This is a genomic window from Alteromonas lipotrueiana (assembly GCF_019249245.1).
Taxonomy (GTDB): Bacteria; Pseudomonadota; Gammaproteobacteria; order Enterobacterales; family Alteromonadaceae; genus Alteromonas; species Alteromonas lipotrueiana.
On sequence record NZ_JAESDK010000003.1, the window covers coordinates 102,426 to 123,240 of the forward strand.

General features: G+C 43.2%; 18 protein-coding genes. 10 read left to right on the forward strand and 8 right to left on the reverse strand.

Going from position 1 to position 20,815, the window contains the following annotated elements:
• Positions 1–405 precede the first annotated feature (405 nt).
• Both JK130_RS03410 and JK130_RS03415 read left to right on the forward strand, forming a co-directional pair.
• Positions 406–864, forward strand: coding sequence for a (2Fe-2S)-binding protein (locus tag JK130_RS03410; RefSeq protein ID WP_218352811.1), 459 nt, complete (start codon positions 406–408; stop codon positions 862–864).
• Positions 861–3,107 (forward strand): xanthine dehydrogenase family protein molybdopterin-binding subunit, encoded by a 2,247-nt coding sequence (locus JK130_RS03415; RefSeq protein WP_218352812.1) that lies wholly within the window; start codon positions 861–863, stop codon positions 3,105–3,107. The genes JK130_RS03410 and JK130_RS03415 overlap by 4 nt, the downstream gene beginning before the upstream one ends.
• Positions 3,108–3,115: 8 nt before the next feature.
• On the opposite strand, the gene JK130_RS03420 is transcribed toward JK130_RS03415, so the two are convergent.
• Positions 3,116–7,369: an EAL domain-containing protein gene (locus JK130_RS03420; RefSeq protein WP_218352813.1), complete on the reverse strand. Its 4,254-nt coding sequence runs from the start codon at positions 7,367–7,369 to the stop codon at positions 3,116–3,118.
• Positions 7,370–7,678: 309 nt separating this feature from the next.
• Positions 7,679–9,046 carry a ribonuclease J gene (locus tag JK130_RS03425; protein WP_218352814.1) on the reverse strand — a complete coding sequence of 456 codons (1,368 nt, stop codon included), beginning with the start codon at positions 9,044–9,046 and terminating at the stop codon, positions 7,679–7,681.
• A gap of 234 nt (positions 9,047–9,280) precedes the next feature.
• Between JK130_RS03425 and JK130_RS03430 the strand changes: the two genes are divergently transcribed.
• On the forward strand, positions 9,281–9,427 hold the full coding sequence (locus JK130_RS03430; protein WP_218352815.1) for a hypothetical protein: 147 nt from the start codon (positions 9,281–9,283) through the stop codon (positions 9,425–9,427).
• A 491-nt stretch (positions 9,428–9,918) separates the two neighbouring features.
• Here JK130_RS03430 and JK130_RS03435 read toward each other — a convergent pair whose 3' ends face one another.
• The 4 genes from JK130_RS03435 to JK130_RS03450 all read right to left on the reverse strand — a co-directional run bounded on the left by JK130_RS03435 (position 9,919) and on the right by JK130_RS03450 (position 11,917).
• Entirely contained in the window at positions 9,919–10,155 is a 237-nt protein-coding gene (locus JK130_RS03435) for a DUF2789 domain-containing protein (RefSeq protein WP_218352816.1), read from the reverse strand.
• 134 nt (positions 10,156–10,289) lie between these two features.
• A complete protein-coding gene (locus JK130_RS03440; RefSeq protein WP_218352817.1) occupies positions 10,290–10,646 on the reverse strand; it encodes a DUF2750 domain-containing protein in 357 nt (118 codons plus the stop codon).
• Between the two features lie 158 nt (positions 10,647–10,804).
• Positions 10,805–11,638, reverse strand: coding sequence for a LysR family transcriptional regulator (locus tag JK130_RS03445; RefSeq protein ID WP_218352818.1), 834 nt, complete (start codon positions 11,636–11,638; stop codon positions 10,805–10,807).
• Positions 11,639–11,752: 114 nt separating this feature from the next.
• Positions 11,753–11,917 carry a hypothetical protein gene (locus JK130_RS03450; protein ID WP_218352819.1) on the reverse strand — a complete coding sequence of 55 codons (165 nt, stop codon included), beginning with the start codon at positions 11,915–11,917 and terminating at the stop codon, positions 11,753–11,755.
• A gap of 257 nt (positions 11,918–12,174) precedes the next feature.
• On the opposite strand from JK130_RS03450, the gene JK130_RS03455 reads away from it, so the two are divergent.
• From JK130_RS03455 to JK130_RS03465, 3 genes are all read left to right on the forward strand, one after another.
• Positions 12,175–12,531 carry a MaoP family protein gene (locus tag JK130_RS03455; RefSeq protein WP_218352820.1) on the forward strand — a complete coding sequence of 119 codons (357 nt, stop codon included), beginning with the start codon at positions 12,175–12,177 and terminating at the stop codon, positions 12,529–12,531.
• A 275-nt stretch (positions 12,532–12,806) separates the two neighbouring features.
• Positions 12,807–13,535 (forward strand): PRC-barrel domain containing protein, encoded by a 729-nt coding sequence (locus tag JK130_RS03460; RefSeq protein ID WP_218352821.1) that lies wholly within the window; start codon positions 12,807–12,809, stop codon positions 13,533–13,535.
• A 4-nt stretch (positions 13,536–13,539) separates the two neighbouring features.
• Positions 13,540–14,856 carry a class II fumarate hydratase gene (locus tag JK130_RS03465; protein ID WP_218352822.1) on the forward strand — a complete coding sequence of 439 codons (1,317 nt, stop codon included), beginning with the start codon at positions 13,540–13,542 and terminating at the stop codon, positions 14,854–14,856.
• Here the strand turns inward: JK130_RS03465 and JK130_RS03470 are convergent.
• Positions 14,853–15,182 (reverse strand): ArsR/SmtB family transcription factor, encoded by a 330-nt coding sequence (locus JK130_RS03470; RefSeq protein ID WP_218352823.1) that lies wholly within the window; start codon positions 15,180–15,182, stop codon positions 14,853–14,855. The two genes, JK130_RS03465 and JK130_RS03470, sit on opposite strands and share 4 nt — an antisense overlap.
• 177 nt (positions 15,183–15,359) lie before the next feature.
• Here JK130_RS03470 and JK130_RS03475 point away from each other — a divergent pair, with 177 nt between their 5' ends.
• Both JK130_RS03475 and JK130_RS03480 read left to right on the forward strand, forming a co-directional pair.
• A complete protein-coding gene (locus JK130_RS03475; protein WP_218352824.1) occupies positions 15,360–15,719 on the forward strand; it encodes a rhodanese-like domain-containing protein in 360 nt (119 codons plus the stop codon).
• An 825-nt stretch (positions 15,720–16,544) separates the two neighbouring features.
• Positions 16,545–18,413, forward strand: a complete 1,869-nt coding sequence (locus JK130_RS03480; RefSeq protein ID WP_218352825.1) for a putative bifunctional diguanylate cyclase/phosphodiesterase — start codon at positions 16,545–16,547, stop codon at positions 18,411–18,413.
• Here JK130_RS03480 and JK130_RS03485 read toward each other — a convergent pair.
• Positions 18,402–19,007, reverse strand: a complete 606-nt coding sequence (locus JK130_RS03485) for an exopolysaccharide biosynthesis protein (RefSeq protein ID WP_218352826.1) — start codon at positions 19,005–19,007, stop codon at positions 18,402–18,404. The two genes, JK130_RS03480 and JK130_RS03485, sit on opposite strands and share 12 nt — an antisense overlap.
• Before the next feature lie 223 nt (positions 19,008–19,230).
• Here JK130_RS03485 and JK130_RS03490 point away from each other — a divergent pair, with 223 nt between their 5' ends.
• Both JK130_RS03490 and JK130_RS03495 read left to right on the forward strand, forming a co-directional pair.
• Complete coding sequence (locus tag JK130_RS03490) at positions 19,231–20,568, forward strand: sigma-54-dependent transcriptional regulator (RefSeq protein WP_218352827.1); 1,338 nt, start codon at positions 19,231–19,233, stop codon at positions 20,566–20,568.
• 15 nt (positions 20,569–20,583) lie between these two features.
• Entirely contained in the window at positions 20,584–20,811 is a 228-nt protein-coding gene (locus JK130_RS03495) for a hypothetical protein (RefSeq protein WP_218352828.1), read from the forward strand.
• Positions 20,812–20,815: the final 4 nt, after the last annotated feature.

The following is a 20,815-nucleotide window of genomic DNA, read 5'->3' on the forward strand; positions in this document are numbered from 1 at the left end:
GCTCCTTTTATGCTACAAGCTTATTTGTATAATTACTTTTCATGTAGACAAATAAGTCTGACTCATAGATTGTGGCTGTCTCATTTGGGGGCACCCGCTTAAATGTGACTGTCCAGCTCTAATCTTGAAAGTGACTGTCCAGCTCTAATCTTCCAGCTCTAATCTTGAAGGTGACTGTCCAGTCACTACTCGAGCTATTAGATTGGTGGATATACCCTGCCTTTTGGCAGACAAGGTTATGCACCAGGCAATTATGTGGACACCCACCAAGGCAATCTTCGGGACGGATTCAGCCAACTGCGCAGCCAACATCTTGTATCAGAGTTGATGGTTATCGTCTATTGTTAGTTGACTCGACTATGAAAGCATGGTGCTCTATCCTAAACAATTACGGAACTCCTCTTCATGATTACTCTCAAAATCAACAACCAAACTCACGAATTTGATGGCGACCCACAAATGCCGCTGTTGTGGTATCTGCGTGACGAACTTTCAATGAAAGGCACTAAGTACGGTTGTGGCATGGCTTTGTGCGGAGCTTGTACAGTGCATGTAGATGGCAATGCAACCCGCTCTTGCAGTCTGCCTATGGTCGCAGTTAAAGACAAAACCGTTACCACTATCGAAGGCTTGCACAAAAATCATGAACATCCTTTGCAAATTGCCTGGGCAGAAAATGATGTGCCCCAATGTGGCTACTGCCAAAGCGGACAGATAATGCAGGCGGCTTCTTTGCTTGCCTCTACCCCTTCACCGGGTGACCAGGAAATTGATCAGGCTATGTCGGGCAATATCTGTCGTTGTGGGACTTACCCCAGAATTAAAAAAGCGATCAAGCAGGCGGCAGGAGGAGATAAAGTATGAGCATTCCTACTTTAACCCGACGCGCTTTTATTAAAAATGCCTCATTGGGCAGTGGCTTTGTTCTTGGGGTCAGTTTAGCCCCAAAAACTATGGCGTTAGCGAATGAACCACAGCTGACTGAGCAACTTAACCCCAACGTGTTTGTGGCTATCGAAGCCGATGGCACGTTAGTTGTGACCTGCCACCGTTCAGAGATGGGCCAGCAAATTCGTACTGCTATTACTCAGATTATTGCAGATGAGCTTAGTGCTGACTGGCAAAGGGTGCGTACCGATCAGGCGCCCGGCGATGAAAAATATGGTGACCAAAACACCGACGGCTCGCGCAGTATCCGCCGAAATCTCGAACGTTTGCAGCTGGCAGGAGCTACTGCAGCGCATATGCTACGGCAGGCGGCGGCAAAAGGCTGGAATGTAAAACCTGAAGAGTGTGATTTGAAAAATCATACTGTCGTACATACTGCATCGGGCCGACAGGTTGACTTTTCGCAACTCATCAGCGTAGCCGCCACCTTACCGGTGCCCGAAGAAAAAGCGGTCACTCCTAAAGCTCGCAGCGACTGGCAGTATGTAGGTAAAGGCGTACGCAGTATTGATATGCAAAAAGTAGTCAGCGGCGATACGGTATTCGGCCAGGACGTTGAGCTGGAGAATATGCTCATTGCCGTTATTCAGCGCCCGCCCGTTATGTTTACCGAACCCAAAAGTGTTGATGATAAAAAAGCCCGGGCGATGAAAGATGTTGTGGAGGTTATTGCCCTTAAAAGCGCCAGTGCGCCAGCCAATTTTTCACCCCTTGGCGGGGTTGCGGTGCTGGCGACCAATACCTGGGCAGCAATGCAAGGTGTTAAGGCTCTGGATATAGAATGGTCGTCTAATGAACACAGTCAATATCAGTCGCAGGCCGAAAAAACAGAATTGCTAAAAACCGCACAAGCTAAAGGGGAAGTGGTCCGTCAAAAAGGCGATGTGGCAAAAGCACTGCAAAACGCTTATCAACGCATTTCAGCCACCTATTACGCGCCATTACTGTCGCAGGCTCCAATGGAACCACCAGCTGCCGCGGCCCGGGTTACTGATGACAAAGTAGAGGTGTGGACCAGTACTCAAAATCCACAGGCAGCCCAGGATCTGGTGGCTCAGGTAATGGGTGTACCAAAAGAAAAGGTCGTAATTCATGTTACTTTGCTAGGTGGCGGATTTGGGCGTAAATCTAAGCCTGACTTTGCCGCTGAAGCGGCGCTATTGGCAAAACAGGCAGGGCGGCCGGTTAAAGTTATCTGGCGTCGAGAAGATGATATACAACATGGTTTTTACCATACCGTCAGTGCTCAACATATTGAAGCCGGACTAGATAAAAATGGCAACACCACGGCGTGGCATCACAATACAGTCTTTCCTACTATCAGCTCTACGTTTGCTAAAGGCGCCAATACGCCAAGCGCCGGTGAGTTACGCCTGGGCTTTATCGACAACCCATTTGATGTGCCTAATATTCAGCTGGAAAAAGGCAAAGCGGATAATCATGTTCGAATCGGCTGGTTACGCTCGGTGGCTAATGTGTATCATGCTTATGCCATTCATACCTTTGCCGATGAATTGGCAGCGGCTGCGAAACAAGATCCGAAACAGCATTTAAAACAATTAATTGGTAAGCCAAGACACATTGATTTAGCTGCCGAAGGCGCTGAATATGATAATTACGGCGATCCACTAGACAAATATCCTATCGATACGCAACGTCTGCTTAATGTTATCGATAACGTTACTGAAGCAGCCGATTGGGACAATCGCGATAAAAACAAACGCTTTTTAGGTTTGGCGGCCCACCGTTCGTTTTTAAGTTATGTAGCGACAGTTGTTGAAGTGACGGTGGACGAGTCAGGCCAGTGGCTTATTCCAAAAGCCTATGTTTGCATTGATGCTGGAACCGTGGTCAATCCTGAACATGTAAAAGCCCAGTGTGAAGGCGGGTCAATATTTGGATTAAGCTGTGCCATTGGTGAAATTACCGCGCAAGATGGAAAAATTGAACAATCTAACTTTCACAATTATCAGGTTGCGCGGATACAGCATGCGCCGGCCGAATTTGATATTCAGATTGTCCAAAGTGAAGCGGCACCTGGTGGTGTAGGCGAACCCCCTACCCCCCCCTTTGCTCCTGCTTTGGCTAACGCGCTATTTGCTGCCACAGGCAAACGTTTTCATGAACTTCCTATCCCATTAACGATTAAGTCCAGCTGATCGTTTAATTACAACGGCGGCGAGAAAATACGAGTAAATATGGTATCTATCTCGTCTGCCGGCATAGGTTTGGCATATAAATAACCTTGGTGAAAATGGCAGCCCAACTGTAGTAAATAGTCTGACTGCCATTGTTCTTCGACGCCTTCAGCCACACATTCCATATTAAATGTATTCGCCAGTTTAATACTGGTCTCGACCAATGCGTCAGCTTGTCGATTTTGTCCCAACCCCATAATAAAGCTGCGATCTATCTTAAGTATATCTAATGGAAAGCGCTTAAGATAACTAAGAGACGAATACCCTGTACCAAAATCATCCAAGGCTAATTTAAAACCCGCATTTTGGAAGGTTTGAAGCTGCTCTACCACTCGGCTAGAATCTTCCATCAATGCGCCTTCTGTAATTTCGAACCGTAGCGCTGAACGGGGTAACCCTCTGGCCGCCAGAGCATCGCACAACAGTTCTAATTGTAAATCCGCCCGAAATTGCAGCGCAGAGATATTTATCGCAATGTAGCCGGTAAACCCCATCTGGCGCCAGCGCTGTGCATCATTAAGTGCCCGTACAATAGCCTTTCTTGTTACATCAACGATATATCTTAGCTGCTCTAATACAGGAATAAATTGATCAGGATACAAGGCCTCATTTGGCATGGGGCATCTTAGTAATAGCTCTACCCCTTCAGGCTTACCCGAGCTGATATTCATTATTGGTTGATAATAGTTAACGAAGCAGTCTTGTTGATACGCGCGCTTTACCTTATTTTCGAGTTTGAGCTGCTCTCTGGCTCTCTCATTCAACTCACATGTATAGTAGGTAAATCGGTTAACTTTGTCTTTTTTGGCACTGTACATAGCAACATCGGCTTGCTTTAGCAGCTCTGCGGGCGCCGAGGCATCTTCAGGATAAAACGCAATTCCCACACTACAGGATGTACTAACTATTTCTTCGCCAAGAGAAATTGGGGTTTCTACCGCTTCAATAAGCTGACCTACAAATGAGTTTATGTCCTGAGTGCGAACAACGTCTTCAAGCACAATTACAAACTCGTCTCCACCTAGCCGCGCTACCGTATCATCTTTGCTGGCTAAGTTTTGCATACGTCCTGCGACAACTTTCAGCAGCTTGTCACCATAGTCATGTCCCAATGTGTCATTAATGCCTTTAAAACGGTCTAAATCTACAAACAAAACCGCAACCTGAGTTCGGTGATTTGCCGCATGGCCTAGTGCATGCTCAAGCCGGTCTAACAACAAACTCCGATTAACTAACCCGGTTAAATTATCGTAATTCGCCAGTTTAAGCAGTTTTCGTTCAGCCGTTTTTTGTTCAGAGATATCAGAGATAACCACAAGATAATGGTCTATCGTGTTACCTTTTTGCTCTATGGTAGCAGCCGTAATATCGATTAATACGTCGAACTGTTGGCCGTTGACTCCAGCAATTCTTGTTTCCTGTTTCCAAAATTCACCCGGTTGTAAATCTTTAAGCGGCGACTGAAGTTTCTGAGACAACTCCGGGCGTTTTAACCGTAGTTTTTCCCACTGCTGACTCAATGAAGCTTTTGGGTTTAAACCAAAGACAACACAAAATGCAGGGTTGGCCGCAATAGGGATGGAGTCGGGGTCAAATACCAGCACCCAGTCACGGGTTTGCCGAAATGCTTGCCCCATCAACCGGAGTTGACGTTCAGTATTGGCCTGGCGTTTTAAATGCTGGTTTCGATGTGAAAAATATAAAAACAATAACACCAAAGTAGCCATAGCATACATGGCATAGGCAAACGGTGAGCGAAACGGGGGATAAGCTATTTTGAATGTTATGAATGCCGGACTGATATCGTAATTAAAGTGCGCCGTGGCCGGTTTTACTTCAAATCGATACTTCCCCGGCGCTAAAAAAGCAAATGATGCGACGCCATCGGCTGAAACGCCCTGACTTACGATACTTTTGTCACGGCTCAGGGTATAAAGATAGTTTCCCCGCCCGGCTGACTCCGAAATCATCGAAGAAAAGCTTATTTTGACTCCGAAATCGTCGTCGTAGAGGTCTATATGACGACCATTTAAATTGTTCAGTGGTAAGGTCAGTAATCGTGACGACAACTCGACACTGGTTATTGCCATACTTTGCTTTATACGATTTTGACTATCGGTAGCAATATGCGAATAAGGGTCAAAGATCACCACTCCTCGGGTTGAGCCGAAGGCTACTTTTCCATCAGACAAAGTTATAGATGCGCCATCATTGAACTCTGAAACAGTCAGCTCTTTACCGTAGCTATAGTTTTTTATCAGCTGATTACGAGGAGAAAAGCGATAAACGCCCTGATGGGAGCTAAACCAAATATTATTCGCCTGATCTACTCTAACCCCGTACACCACATCAGTACTAAGTACATTATTGGAGTTATAACGCTGAACCGCATCTCGATTAGAAAGCTCTATACCCACTAATCCAAACCGTGGAAAGCCCAGCCAAAGGGTATCGAAGTCATCAATGCCCCAAGAAGATATTGCAACTGAATTGTTTTTCTCATGGGTTTGATAATCATATAAAACATGCGCTTTTAGTGTCTCTGCATCTACTAACCAAAGCGCATCTTTGGCAGCAAGAAATAGTTGGTTATTCAGCTTTTCAGAAAACCCCAGAAAACTTACCGCGGATTGAGGTGAAATACCGTGTTCAGAAAGTGATAAATTTTCGAGCTTTTGTGTGTATGGATCGTAACGAAAAAAGTCATGAGCCATAAAGTACAATTTACCATCGGGACCTAAACTCATTCCGTACGTCCAGTCTTGCACTACTGCAGCATCCGAAGCGTTGTTTGTGGGGAGTACCGACAGCTCTTCGGTAACCGGGTCGAATAGCCTGATGCCTTCATAGGTAGTTAAGAAAAGTTTGCCCTGTGGAGCGGGTACAATCTGACTTATTAAACTGTCACTACTACTAAAACGTTCATCCGCCTGAAGATAGAAAGTGCTTTCCATAGTATCTAACTCAAGCCGCGTTAAACCGTTGGAGGTACCGACCCACAGAATCTCTGGTTCAGGCTGATAAAAGCTCCATACGGTATTATTACTTAACACTTCAGAAGTCTGATTTCGCGTATTTTGTATGGTATTAATAGTTAGTGTTTCGGGAGACCAAAATAAAGCCCCACCAAGCTCGGTTCCCAGCCAAAGGTTTTTGCCCTTGTCTATGGCCAACGCACGGATCGTTTTTTTTGCCAGTTCCACTTCGCCTGCATTAGGTTGCAGAACATGGGTTTGTTGCCATGTTCCACTACTTCCTTGTGATAACGAATATAGCCCGGAAGTCGTTGCTAACCAGTAGTCATTTGTGCCTTTTTCTATCATTTCCCAAACATTGAGGTCTTTAGATATTGTTGTAAAGTTAACCTCTTTGTTTTTATCTAAAGCATGCTCAAGGTCAGCTAGTTGAGTTTCAAATACGCCTTCTACAGTAGTGACTATGAAACGCTGTTGACTGTCTACCATTAAAAATTTGCTATTAAAATTATTGGTGTTTTTCGGGTTATCACCTAAATAGTTGACTTCAACTAACGGGGCTTGACGTTTATTGCGTAACTTTGCAAAAAGCCCTTCTGAGCTTGCGATATATAAATATTTCTCGCTTAACCAAATGTCGCGAATGAGGTTGTCTCTTTGGCGCAGAGAGGCAGGAAGAACAGCCAGGGTGTTCGCTTTTTTGTTGTGCGAATTGATGAACACTACCTCATGATCAAGTGCTACGTAGATATTCTTTTGATCATCTTCGATAAATTTTCGTGCAGTTTGAACCCAGGGTGGATGAGTGCGCGCCTGAATATAAATCGGTCGCTCAATCTCCTGCGTTTGGAGGTTTAATTTATAGACCCCCGAAGATTGCGTTCCAATCCATAAGTTTTGCGATGAATCTAAAAAAAGACTTTTGATACTGGCATTAACAAAGGCGTTATTAGGTCCGTTCAGGGTTAAAAAGTTGTAGCCATCCCAACGACACACTCCCCCTTCTGTAGCAAACCAAATAAAGCCGTCGTTATCTATTAGTATATCCTGAATAGTATCCTGGCTAAGCCCTTGTTGTGTAGAAAGGTGCTTGAACTGCGGTTCTGTAATAACCGGTGTGGCAAAAGACAGCGCCGAAAAAAGGCTTACGCATATCCCGCTTATTATCAGGCACAAACGTATGACACACCATGAATAGAAAGGAAAAACTGGCTTTAAAATTCTAAGCACACTAAACGCGATTTTCACCAAGCAACTGTCCGTTTATTATTTTTATCGGCCTATTGGTTAATATATCAATATAAACTTCACCGGCGAGTAAAATTTTGTCGCCAGCTTAATTTTATATACCTAAGATTCAGGCCATTTTAAAAAACACGATGTATCTTCAAAACAATTATCCACATTGCACACCATGCCTTAATAGCTGAATATTTTGTTAAGTTATAAATATGGCGAAGAACATAATGCTTTAGGACTATCTTATACGGGTAGTGAGTATAAATACAGCCTATTAGATAGGTTAATGCGGTTATAGAATTTAAATAATTTTAAGATTTAATCGCGGCGCAAGGCTATGCGGCCAACTTTCACTACCTGCCTGCGAATGCTTGGCGCCGGCGCAAGTCGGTATAAGTCTCCATTTAAGCCTACCTGACGTTTTTTAACACCTGTTGCTTTAGCAACCTGGGCATGAGCATTTAAATGAGCGGGTTCGCCATGTACAGGAATGGCAATCTGAGGTTTTACCCACTGATACATCAACGTTAATTCTTCTTCACACGGATGGCCACTGGCGTGAATGGGTAATGTGCTATTTTCGCTTTGAAGTGTGGCAATGCCCTTTCCTTCAAACTGCCGAAGCAGACTTGCAACCGCATTTTCATTTCCCGGGATAGTTATACTAGAAAAAATAACAATATCCCCCTTATCCAATGATAAATGTGGGTGTGAGTCTCGAGCAATACGCCCCAAAGCGGCATTCGCTTCGCCCTGACTGCCTGTAGCCACAGCGAGTACTTCGTCAGGTGGCAGGTATCCAATATGCGATGGCTCTACAAGAGACAAATCGGTGGGCCAGACATCCATCTTTTTTGCAATGCTATACATATTCAATAACGAGCGCCCAAAAAGCGCCATATATCGATTTGTTTTAACCGCTACTCTGGCTAACGAGATGAGTCGAGCGATGTTACTTCCGAAACAACTAACCACTACTCTACCCTTTTGCGGTCGTATCGTGGCAAGTAGCCCGTCATAGCAGTTTCGTTCAGAAACGGAAAAACCTGGTTTGTTGGCATTTGTTGAATCACACACCATCGCCAGAATATTTTCTTGCTGTAAGCGGCGATAAAGATGGGTATCAAAAGGCTTTCCGGTAATGGGTTGTGCGTCTATTTTCCAGTCTGCCGTGTGCAGAACGGTCCCTGCCGGGGTGGTTATCTTGATGGCGTAGGGCTCAGGAATAGAATGAGTGACAGCCAACCAGCTGATAGAAAAAGGACCAACCTGAATATGACTGTCGCCGTCGACTTCAACAATAGGAACCTTTCCCTCTAAACCTGCTTCAGCGAGCTTTCTTCGTAGCACTTCAGCAGTAAAACGTGTGGTATAAACGGGGCATTTCAAGCGAGGCCATAAGTACGGAAGCGCGCCCACATGATCTTCATGTGCATGAGTAATGACTATGCCACACAAATTTTCTTTTTGTGCAGAGATAAAGGATGGATCGGGAGCGACAACCTGAGCCCGCTCTGTGGCTGGCATTGAAGCAAGATAAGGCGCCGTCAATGGCTCATCAAAACTTACCCCACAGTCAACCATTAACCACTGGCCCGCATGCCCATAGAGGTTCATATTCATACCAATCTCACCTGTTCCACCTAATGGTAAAAACCAGAAATCGTTAGAACCGGGAGTCAACAATGAAATACCTACCTCCTGAATATGAACTTTTACGTTATAGAGTGTCTTCGATTCTAAAGGACTTGTATTTTAAACCTGCCTTAAGAAAACTGCGCTGTCTAAACCGGTTAAGTCAAAATTCTTCGAGAAGAGGCCGGGTTAATTTGCAGTAAGCTGACCTCAAGGACAGTCCGAGTCTATTTTCTTGCTGACAAATTCATTATCTTGAATTTGTTCACTGAAGGATGACTGCCTATGAATCCACCTTCAATATTTACAGGTATTTTCCGACAATGGACCACTACTATTGCAACGCTATTAAAACCGGACAGCCACCCTAAGCAGGGTAAACAAATGTGGGTGTCCAGGGCCGTTATTACTAAAACCGGACACCCACCTTAATTAATAGCAGTTCTGAACAACTTAATGCCTATGCAAATCTAAATAAAAGTGGGTGTCCAAGCGATCTTTGCTACCAAAGCGTGAATGTCCAAACCAACATCTATCTTTGCTACCAAAGCGTAAATGTCCAAACCAAAATCTAGACCACTACTATTACAACGCTACTAAAACTGGACACCCACCTTAAGCAGGGTAAACAAGTGTGGGTGTCCAGGGTTCGTTATGGAGGCTCATTGTGTACGACTCGTTGTGGACACCCGCCGTAATTAATAGCAGTTCTGAACAACTTAATGCCTATGCAAATCAAAATAAAAGTGGGTGTCCAAGCGATCTTCAGATACCCCCGCTACCAAAGTATGGGTGTCCAAACCCACCACTTCCAATATTCAGAGATTCATTCCCGCAGCTTACAATTCTACGCCTGAGTAATAAAAGGGCGAACTTATTATCTGAATTCGGGGCTGGTAGCTACTATATTCAGATTTGCTTAATCAATCGTGATGCAATTGAGTATTGAGGTCGTCTATTACTACCACCCAGGCAGCATCTTCGTGAATCGCCTGCTTAAGAAAAGCTTTTTGTCCGTCATTCCAAAATGGCGCTTCTTCGATATGCCGGCTGTCGTTCATGCCGCGATGTTTTTCGATAAACGATTCAATAGAGTCTTCGTCCGAATCCAGGCCAAGTTGTTCGAATAAATCTTTCATAGTAGGTTGTTCTGTAAACATTAAATGCTCCGAGAAGGTAAATGTATGCAGTTTAAACGCGGATGAGGAGAGGCGAGATCAGCTTTTTTGAAAGGACTTTATTGGTATAGATTAAAGAAGCAGAGAACATTCATATATTCTCTGCCTGTGTATGATTACATAACTTTTTCAGCTAAGACGTCGGGTTCAATAATTTCCCCTTCCTCGCCAGGAACCGGACAAACAACAACAACCAGACTGTCCTGCATCAATCCAGGTGTCCATTTTTTTAGCCAGTCCTTTAGGGTAATGGGCATAGGCTCACAGTCAGCCCAATCTTCAGTAGCCCAAAGTGACGCCAGACCAGCATCAGGCCACACTGGAACACCGTCTTCATCGTCGGTAGTCAGCATGACGCAGCCGTCACCGTCTTTCAAAATCCAAACTTCTTCATTATCTTTGATGCTAGAGATGGTTTCACTCATTCTTACATCAGCGTTAGCATTCAGTAGTGGATGTGAGTCTAAAGCCATAACGCGTTCCTCTATTTTATTTCTTAAAAAAGTCAATAATGACCTTTAGGATGCAAGTTATTTTCTACTTCTAACAATGGGCTCTAAACCATCTAAATCAAGTCGGATTTGTACATCCCCTAAAACAGAACAGACAAGACTGTTCATAACTATGATAATCAAATTATATTATGAAATACCGAATCGATAACCGTCTGCAATATGGGTCGTTTAATGGTTTTTAAATGATTGAGGTACACACACACTGACACTGGCGCCTGAGATTTTATCAACCTCAATTCAACCGACCTGCTTTTCTTTAATCCGATATCCAAGGGCAATACTACGTAACCCCCTTCATCCTCTAAAGAAGCCATTGCCAGTCTTAGCGAATTGGTACGTAGCCTGGCTTCTCGCAACTGCGGAAACTGCTGAAATAATGCCTCACGTGCCTTTGCCCCCCACTCTATCGAGACAAAGTCCGCTCCCGCAGGAGTCTCAGGTACTGAATTTGTAGCAAACAAACCAAGCGGTTGTTCAAACACCGGTTCACTAATCACTTCTTCCGATTTTAAAGGTTCTGACGAAAAAGCTAAATCAATCACGCGCTCATGCAGTTGTCTGGACAAACCTTCTAAGGTGAGAACCTCAGCTTTTACAGACCAATCGGGAAAGTGCTCGTAGATTTTTGTTAAAGTTTGAGTAAGTTGCAACTCACTGGCTAATTGTGTAGCGCCACATACCACAAACTCACCTGACTCCAGTTGTAACTCTCGCTTGGCCTCTTTCAATGTATCGTTTAACTGATAAGCATAGGGAAGTAACTTATCACCGGCTGAAGTCAGTTGAATACTATTTCGATGCCGTATAAAAAGAGTAGTTTGAAAATATTCTTCAAGCAGCTTAATGCGTGCGCTAACGGCTGACTGGGTTAAAAATAAATTTTCTGCGGCTTTTCCGAAGTGACGAGTGTTCGCAACTTCAATAAAAGTAGATAAAAAACGAATATCCATGAGAAATGATGGTTAGCAATGTTGCGCTAAACCTTGCACAGAAGAGCGAAAATGTAAACAAAAAACGCTAAAAGCCCAAACCTTTTGGCCGGGCCTCACTAGCGCGTTTTAAAGCTATGCACTCTCGGGGTGCAAACGGCGTTGCTTTTCCCGACGCATAAGTTCACGCTGCAGCTTGCTTTTAACCTCGTGACGGCGGTCACTTTTTTTCTTACCTTGAAACTCGCCCTCTTCTACCGAGTCCCATTTTTCAGGTTGGTAACGATAGTCTTTACTCATTGTCTTCTCTGTTGTAGATGCTTACAGGTCTATTATCTGTACCTTTGTACAAATTTAAAACAAATTTTTATCATCGTAACGATGAAATAATTTGTATGATCGATTCGTCAATAATGACGACCCAAGCTTATCAATTTTATAAAATGCCAAAGTTCGAATTTTTTTATGGTTAAGATGATTTTTTTTTGTTTTGTGATTAGCGAAAATTGACATACAAAGCGTGTTAGGCCCAGACCCAACCTCATCGAGAAAGCTCTATGACACTGTTTAACATACGCCAAGGTACTAAACTTTTCGCTGATCGCATTAAATTTCCTTATGGCTTCAAGAAGTCAGGAGATTTTAGTATTTCGGAAGCAGAACTCCTCGGTTACTACGGATTCACACTGTTTAAACTTGAACAAGGTGAAATAAAGCCCGAAACCGCTGACGAAAAACACTTTTTAGCGGTTGTAAAAGGAAAAGCCACCGCCACGACACTGCTGGAAAAAACCTGGCTAAAATACATTCGCCTTTCTCGGCATGCGCGTCCCTTTCATACGCTGCACGGTAAAGCCAAAAATCAAAGTGACTTTTATGAAAATGATGTCGAAGATTACGATATCGCTGGATAAAAATCTGAACCGGTAAATACGTTACGCTGCATACAGAAGTGATATAAAAGGCATGTGGTCATAAATACGGGCAACGTGCCTTACCGTGCTTCGTCATCTTGCTACTCTATAATGTGTCGTACACACGTTGTTAGCTACTGCGCTTGTCAACTTACCCCCGCTCGTCAATCCTTTTATCAAGGGCCCTTTTTTGATCCATCAGCCCGACCATAACGAATTGAATATTAAATCGTCTTCACCTTTGAAGGCCAGACTTTCCAGAAGGATTGTAAAATATGATTTCCCATAAGCAGATGAAGCAATATTCAATTCACGCCACTGATGGTGATATCGGCGGCTGTAAAGACATCCTTTTTGACGATCAGGACTTTGTTGCAAGATATTTGGTTGCGGATACAAATAGTTGGCTTCCACTTAGCCGTAAAGTTGTTATATCACCTATCGCGGTCAACAAAGTCGATACTGAAGAGCAGTGGTTGTCCATCAACATGTCTTCTCAATCAATAAAAGAAGGCCCTTCGATTGACGAACACAAGCCGGTGAGTCGCGAATACGAAGAAACGTTGTTTAAGTATTTTGGGTATGGCTACTATTGGATTGGTCCAGGGGCCTGGGGCAACTTTTCTCACCCAACGCAACTGGCTGAGCAGGATCTTGAAAAAGAAGTTGAACAAGCTCCGACAAAACCGACAAATCATTTACGCTCATGCAATGAAGTTCACGGGTATGACGTAGAAACCCTGGATGATGACGTAGGTCATATTACTGATTTCATATTTGATAACTCAGGATGGACGCTGCAACTTTTCGTCATTGACACCAATAACTGGTTACCTGGCGGAAAGAAATTAGCGGTTCGCCCTACCGACGTAAAAAATATCGATTGGTCAAGTCACAAAGTACAGGTAAATCTATCGCATGACGCTCTGATGGAAAAACCGGAAATCGACATGGACCGGCTTGCTGACGCAGCTTATCTGGAATCTATTTTAGCGAAGGCTTGATTTTATGACTACTACGCTTTACCAAAAACAGACATCCCTTGCGATTGATAATTTTGCTATTTCGCAGGAATCCATGCCCGCTGCCTTTATTCATGCATTGGGTTATATTAAAGCAGCATGCGCAACTGCAAATTACGAACTAAACAATCTCGACAAATCCCGCTGTGAAGCTATTTGTGCGGCCGCGATGGAGGTTGCTGAAGGCAAACATGATGCTCAATTTCCGATAGATGTTTACCAAACCGGATCTGGCACCAGCACCAACATGAACGCTAACGAAGTTATTGCTACTTTAGCCAGCGAATCATTGGGTGAAAAAATTCACCCAAATGATGATGTTAACATGGGCCAGAGCTCAAACGATGTGATACCGACAACGATTCATGTGAGTTCGGTGATGGTATTAAAACGTTCTTTAATTCCTGCTTTGGAATTTAGCCATAAAACGTTGAATGAGAAAATGGAAGAGGTTGAGGGTATCATCAAGACCGGCCGAACTCATTTGATGGATGCCATGCCAGTAAAAATGAGTCAGGAGATGTCAGGATGGCAGGCTCAGCTTAAGCAATCAAAATTGCGAATAGAAGATACTATTCAGCGTCTTACTCGCTTAGCTATTGGTGGTACAGCGGTGGGTACGGGAATTAATACCGATAAAGAGTTTGGGGGAAAGGTTTGCTCGGCATTGGGTCGGTATTTAGACACTACCTTTAGCGTAACTGATAATCATTTTGCTGCTATCTCATCTCAGGATACAGCGCTGGAGTTGGCCGGCCAACTTAATACTTTGGCGGCCGCGCTAATGAAAATTAGTAACGACATACGCTGGATGAACAGTGGACCGCTGGCTGGTTTAGGTGAAATTAGTTTACCTAAACTACAAGCGGGCAGCAGTATTATGCCAGGCAAAGTAAACCCGGTAATACCCGAGGCCGTGGCCATGGCGTGTGCACAGGTAATGGGCTATCACACTGCAATCACGGTGGCCGCACAATCGGGTAATTTTCAGTTAAATGTTATGCTGCCGTTGATAGGTCGAAACTTAATTAAAGCAATTGAGCTACTTTCTAATAGCTGCACGCATTTGTCAGAAAAAGCCATAGCCACTTTTGAGGTTAATCAAGAAAAGCTAGATGAAGTTTTAGCTAAAAATCCTATTTTGGTAACCGCACTTAATCAGCGTATTGGTTATGAAAAAGGTTCTGAAATTGCAAAGCAGGCTTATGCAGATAAGCGAGACATATTAGAAGTTGCTAAAGAAATGACTGACCTGGATGAGGCAGAGCTTAAAGCTCTGCTTGATCCTGCCAAATTGGTCTAACTAGATACCGGCTCAGGGTAAAACGTGTGTAATAAACCCAGCACACGATTTACCCGCTCGTCTGTTAAACGGTAATAAATTACCTGGCCTGCACGACGGGTGGCAACCATTCCAGCTTCGCGTAGTAAAGCAAGATGTTGTGAAAGCACGGGCTGGGTCACATCGATTCGGGTCAGCAGGTCAGAAACTGAAAGCTCATTACCTATTAGCGACGTTAGCACCATTAAGCGTGTTTTGTTGGCTAATTGCTTTAAAAATTGCTCTGCTTCATTAGCATGTTCAAGTATAACTTCGGTAGTTTTGGGTTCGTTGGTGATGGCAGACATTTATACTAAAGTAGTAAGTGTTTTATAGTTGTATTGAAACGCGAAGCCATGTTCACAGACAAGGCTATTGGTCGCACAAATAAGACAGTTAAAAGATATCCGTTAAAAAATAGTTTACACCTTAATCATATTAGTACTTTCTAATGGTGATTTGTCTAAAGATTTATAGGAGGCAGTGTGCTTAAATCAATTCAAGAAAGAATTCAGGCTATTCCCCAGGAAATTCGAAAGGTGACGGCATCTGAAGCTGCGCAAGAAATAAAAGAAAATCAGGGTATTCTTATTGATGTTCGGGAACCTTCTGAATCAACTGAATCTCCGGTACGCCCTTCTTTTATAATTCCTAGAGGAATTCTTGAAATGAAGGTGTTAGAAAAATTTAAAAATCCAGACCGGCCTGTTTACTTGCATTGTGCCTCGGGAGTCAGGGCGCAACTTGCCGCTGAACAGCTCTATCGTTTAGGCTATACCCAAACTAACGCAATTATTAGTGATATTGGCGAAATACAAAATGTTTTCAACCAAGACTCACCTTAAATCTATATAGCAAAACAATTATAGTAACTGACCTGGCCCTCTTTCTATCAAACACGGGGCCCTTCCGATATTTCATTGTCACCTTCGGCCCATTACCCCGTGTAATAGCTTGGGTCCCATTACATCATCAGAACATAAATAATCTTTTATTTACTTCATGATAAATCAGAACGCATTGCTACCTCCCCTGAACAACCAAGTGATCTAACCAGAAGTTTGAGTAGCACTCTTTTTCTTCACTTTGTTCTAATAAGAATAAGTTCACAGATTATTCTTATTAAAGCGAACCCTTACAATTACCGCGCATTTTTGGCTAACCAAATAGCTACGAGCGCGCACATTCCCTTTAATTAAAGTGATTGCAGTGAATTTCAGGACAATTTTTTTCAAAAGGAATTAATGTACAGCGCCTCAATTTTTATTTTAGTTTTTTGCTGAATTTTATTGCAATGCTGTTTCCAGCTCACTTTTTAGTCATAAACTATAACCAAAAGTTTGTCGTTTATCTCATTAGTTTCTTGATGAGGGAGATAGAGCTAACATTGTCTCATTGTAGAGTTCTGAAATTTCGCAAGTACAGATAAGCATTGAAATTTATGCTTGATAGCGGTATAAGTACATGGCAAAAAACAATTATAAAAATATGCAAACCGAATCAATTTATTTCTTAACCTTTGTAGGAAGAAAAGCGCACATTCTTGAAAATAGCGACTTTTTTACCTATTTTTGTTTCGACGGCAGGAAAAAACACTTTGTTTTTTATTCGCTCAACTCTTGGCAGTAATAGTTGCTTTCGAATTTTGTTGAACATAGGCCAAACAGTTTATGCCCGATAACCTCGAACTTATTAAAAGTGACAGTAACTTACGCAAACGGCTGCTGTTAGGTTCGGTAATGCTTTCTGTTCTGGTTATAACCATTTTTTGTTACGTTGGTTATAATCTGCTTCTGGAGATGGAAAAAGACTTAGAGCGTCAATCTTTTGAAGAGCAGTACGGCGATGTAAAAACACTTCTTGCCCCAATTATTGCCAACACTACTATCGATGATGGTGTATCGCTTGTGCCCCGTGATTTATCGATACTCGCCGAAGATATTCTAATCATAGAGTTCGACCAAAAAGAGCTTTACCGTGACCCTCGATTAGCTCCACAAACCTTCCTTCAGCCGTTAAAACAAACTGGCTTTTTCACCTCGGGGGATGAAGAGTACTATGTTCACAGTGATATTTTGGCCCAGAGCAAAAAGCCATTAACCGTGATTTGGAAATTATCCGACATGTCGACCATTTCAGAGCACGTTATCAGTCGGCTTTCGGTGGCTGCCTTTTTAACATTCTGGCTGTCAATTTGGTCAGCACTTATTATGTCCTCTTTCATAGCCAGGCGGTTTGAAAGCGCCAATAAAAGCCTTGAAAAACTAGCCCTGGTCGACAACCTTACGAAATTGTATAACCGCAACGCGTTGTTGTCGGGTTTGGATCTAAAAAACAAATCCGGCGCTTTGATGTTTCTTGATTTAGATCGTTTTCGCGACATCAACGATGCATTGGGCCATGATATGGGCGATCGAATACTTAAAGCGTTTGCGCTAAGACTCAGACAATTAATGCGCTCTCAAACAAAGTTATACCGGTATCGCAGTGACGAGTTTGTTGTTTGGTTCCCACAACTAAATACTGATGAAGTAATGAGTCGGGCTTTTAACTTATTGTATGAGTGTCGTGAACCTTTAATTATTGGCAAAAGCGAATTTGAAATAGGATGCAGTATTGGTGTCGCCTGCGCGCCCGAACACGGCAGTGATGCTGAAACTCTTGTACAAAATGCCGAAAATGCCATGTTACGAGCAAAACGCATGCGCCTGGGTATTCAGGTATACAACGAACGTCTTGCTCATAATAATACGGTAGCAGTTACACTACGAAGTCAACTGCGCACAGCATTACAGCAAAATCAGTTTGAATTGTATTATCAACCTAAAGTCAGTCTGGTTGATGGTACCCTTTGTGGTGCTGAGGCTATTGTTAGATGGAATCACCCAGATGAAGGTTTGTTATCACCAGGGTATTTCATAGAACTGGTTGAGCAAAGCGGCATTGTTCATGCGTTTACACGCTATACCATCGAAAGCGCGGTCAAACAAATCAAACAATGGGAAGACAACCATACTCCCATGCCGGTGGCGGTTAATTTATCGGCCTATAATCTTGTTGATACTGCTTTTGTTCCCTTTGTAGAAAAGGTTTTGGCAGAAAGCGGAATAAACCCCGCCAGTTTAGAGTTTGAGCTAACCGAAAGCGCGACGATGGTGGATATTTCTGTAAGTAAACGCCTTATTTCAGCATTTAATGCCTTAGGAATTAAAACGTCCATCGACGATTTTGGTACGGGAATGAGTTCATTTGCTTATTTGCGAGAGTTAGATGTTCATACCATTAAACTGGATCGCGCTTTTATTATAGATATTACCAACAACGCAAAAGATGAAAAAATTGTTGAGGCAATGATTGCCCTTTGTCATAACCTGGATATTCAGGTTGTTGCAGAGGGAATTGAACAGCAAAGCCAGGCAATGTTATTAACTCGGTTAGGTTGTGATGTAGGTCAGGGGTATTTCTTCGGAAAACCCGCACCGGTGGCTGATATCAATTCGCTATTCTATAAGGGTAAAGATAGCGAGTTATCCGAATAACGACATTACTTGCTGACCGCCCATAAAAAAGCCCACGCATGCAAGGGTCAACCCTAGTAATGCTACTGCCCCATCGTCGGTAGCCATGCCTATCGCCATTATAAATACGGCACCGGCCGGGATTAGTCCTAAAAAAGGCACCAGCTCCAGAGGTACCATCATCAAGCCACACAATGCACAACTTAACGCGATTAGGCTTCTGAACAAGATATTTCGCATGAAAAACCAACGTGGCATCAATAGCCTGTCAACTTTAGTCACAATCGGGCTGATTTTATCTACGCCCTTATTCAAAGAACTTCGCCCTATACCAATCTGAGTTATTGCCGCCGGTAACCAGGGATGGGATTTGGCCAGTAAAACTTGCATAGAAATAAGAAAGATAGTGATACCCGTAACAGTTGGAATACCCGGAATAGCACCAATAGGTGTCGAACAGATAAAGGCAGGAACCGCTAACATAGGGCCAAAACCTCTTTTTTCCATCATTGTCAGCAGTTCACCAAACGTAATTTTCTCTTGTTTTCCGGCGCTTTGCATACGTCCAAGAAGCTCGTGCAAACTCATTGAATGCATTGCCGCAAAATCTGACATTGTCGGTTACCTATCGTCTCTATTGTGACAAAATGATGTGATTGATAAAATAAGCATAGCGAATTACGTGCCAGCTGCAATCAAAGATGCTGTTTAATAGCAATTATCTGTTCCTATTTCAGCACGTTACCCGTAAACTGACCATAATTAAAGTGATCTATTAAGCTATAAATACAGTAAACGGTTTATTGCTTAATAAAACAAAAACGATAGGAAATAATCTGTGTTAACTGTTTTACTTGTTGACGACGACCCAGAATTCACCGATGTAGCATGTACTATAATTGAGTTTTTGGGCCATGAGGTGTTAACTGCAGCAAATCTCAGTGAAGCGCGGGACTGGCTTACAAAAGAGAAATTTGATCATATCCTGTTAGACTTCATGTTGCCTGATGGCAGCGGCGTACACTTGTTTGATGAACTTGATGCCCTTCCTAAGCGTCCACGGGTCACTCTGATTACCGGCCACCCTTCAGTTAGAGGGATTATCAAAGGTTTATGCGGGCCCAACATCGACTACCTCGTAAAGCCTATTCAACGCGAAGAAATTGAAGCGGTTCTCAGCGGCAGAAAAGATAAAAAGAATGAAGCCGTTGGTAAAGCCACTATCAAAAAGTATTTTGGTCATTTGATCGGCGAATCAGCCTCCATGAAAGAGCTGTACAAACTGATTGAAAGAGTAAGCCGAACCAGCGCTAATGTAATGTTGCTGGGTGAAAGTGGTGTAGGTAAAGAAGTCGTTGCTGAAGCCATTCATGCTGCCTCAGATGTTGAAGGTCCTTACATTGCTACCAACTGCGGTGCATTTTCAAAAGAACTGATTGGAAGTGAGTTATTCGGACACGAGAAAGGTGCATTTACTGGCGCGGTGGGCCGTAAATCCGGTGTGTTTGAACAAGCTGAAAACGGTACCTTATTTCTTGATGAAATTACCGAAATGCCTATCGACATGCAGCCTAACCTGTTAAGAGTACTTGAAAACAGGGTTGTGATTCGTGTTGGCGGCACAAAAACGATACCTATAAACTGTCGGGTAGTTTCTGCTACTAACCGTCAAATGGAAGAAATCGCCGAAAGTAAAGTTCTGCGCGAAGACATTTATTTCAGGCTGGCGGTCTTTCCTATTACCATACCTCCTTTGCGGGAAAGAAAAGAAGACATTCCTTTATTAGCCTCCTCTTTTATTGCCGAACTCAATAAAGAAAACAGTACCAATTTTGTATGGAAAGATGCACAGCTAGATACGCTTAAAGCCTATGATTGGCCCGGTAATGTGCGTGAACTGCGACACTTTGTGCATCGCGCGGCCATTATGAGTGATCCTGATAAGCAAGATATTCAGCTTCCTAAAACTATTGAGTCTCCGTTTGCTAAAAAACAGTCTACTACACCCGCTTTGCAAGCCGGTCGTACTATAGAAGACGTTGAAAAAGAACTTATATACGCCACCCTTGAAAAAGTGAATGGAAATAAAACCCTTGCGGCTGAAATGTTAGGAATCAGTACTAAAACACTGTACAACCGTTTGCATGCCTACGGCGATTTAAGTAAAGACGATTAGCCTAAGGGAGATACTATGACTGAGGAAGAACTGACTGTAATGGCCAAGCAGGTACACGATGCCCGCAAACCATTAAACCGAATTTCGATGCAGGCTGAACTCATTAAAATGGCTTTGGATGGCGATGTGCCCCCAGAGCGGGCAAAGCAGGCTTTAGATAAAATAATAATAAGTACTAAGGATTGCAGCGAAGCGCTAACCCATATGATGGACGCTTTAAGCAATTCTCAGTCGGACGCATAAATGT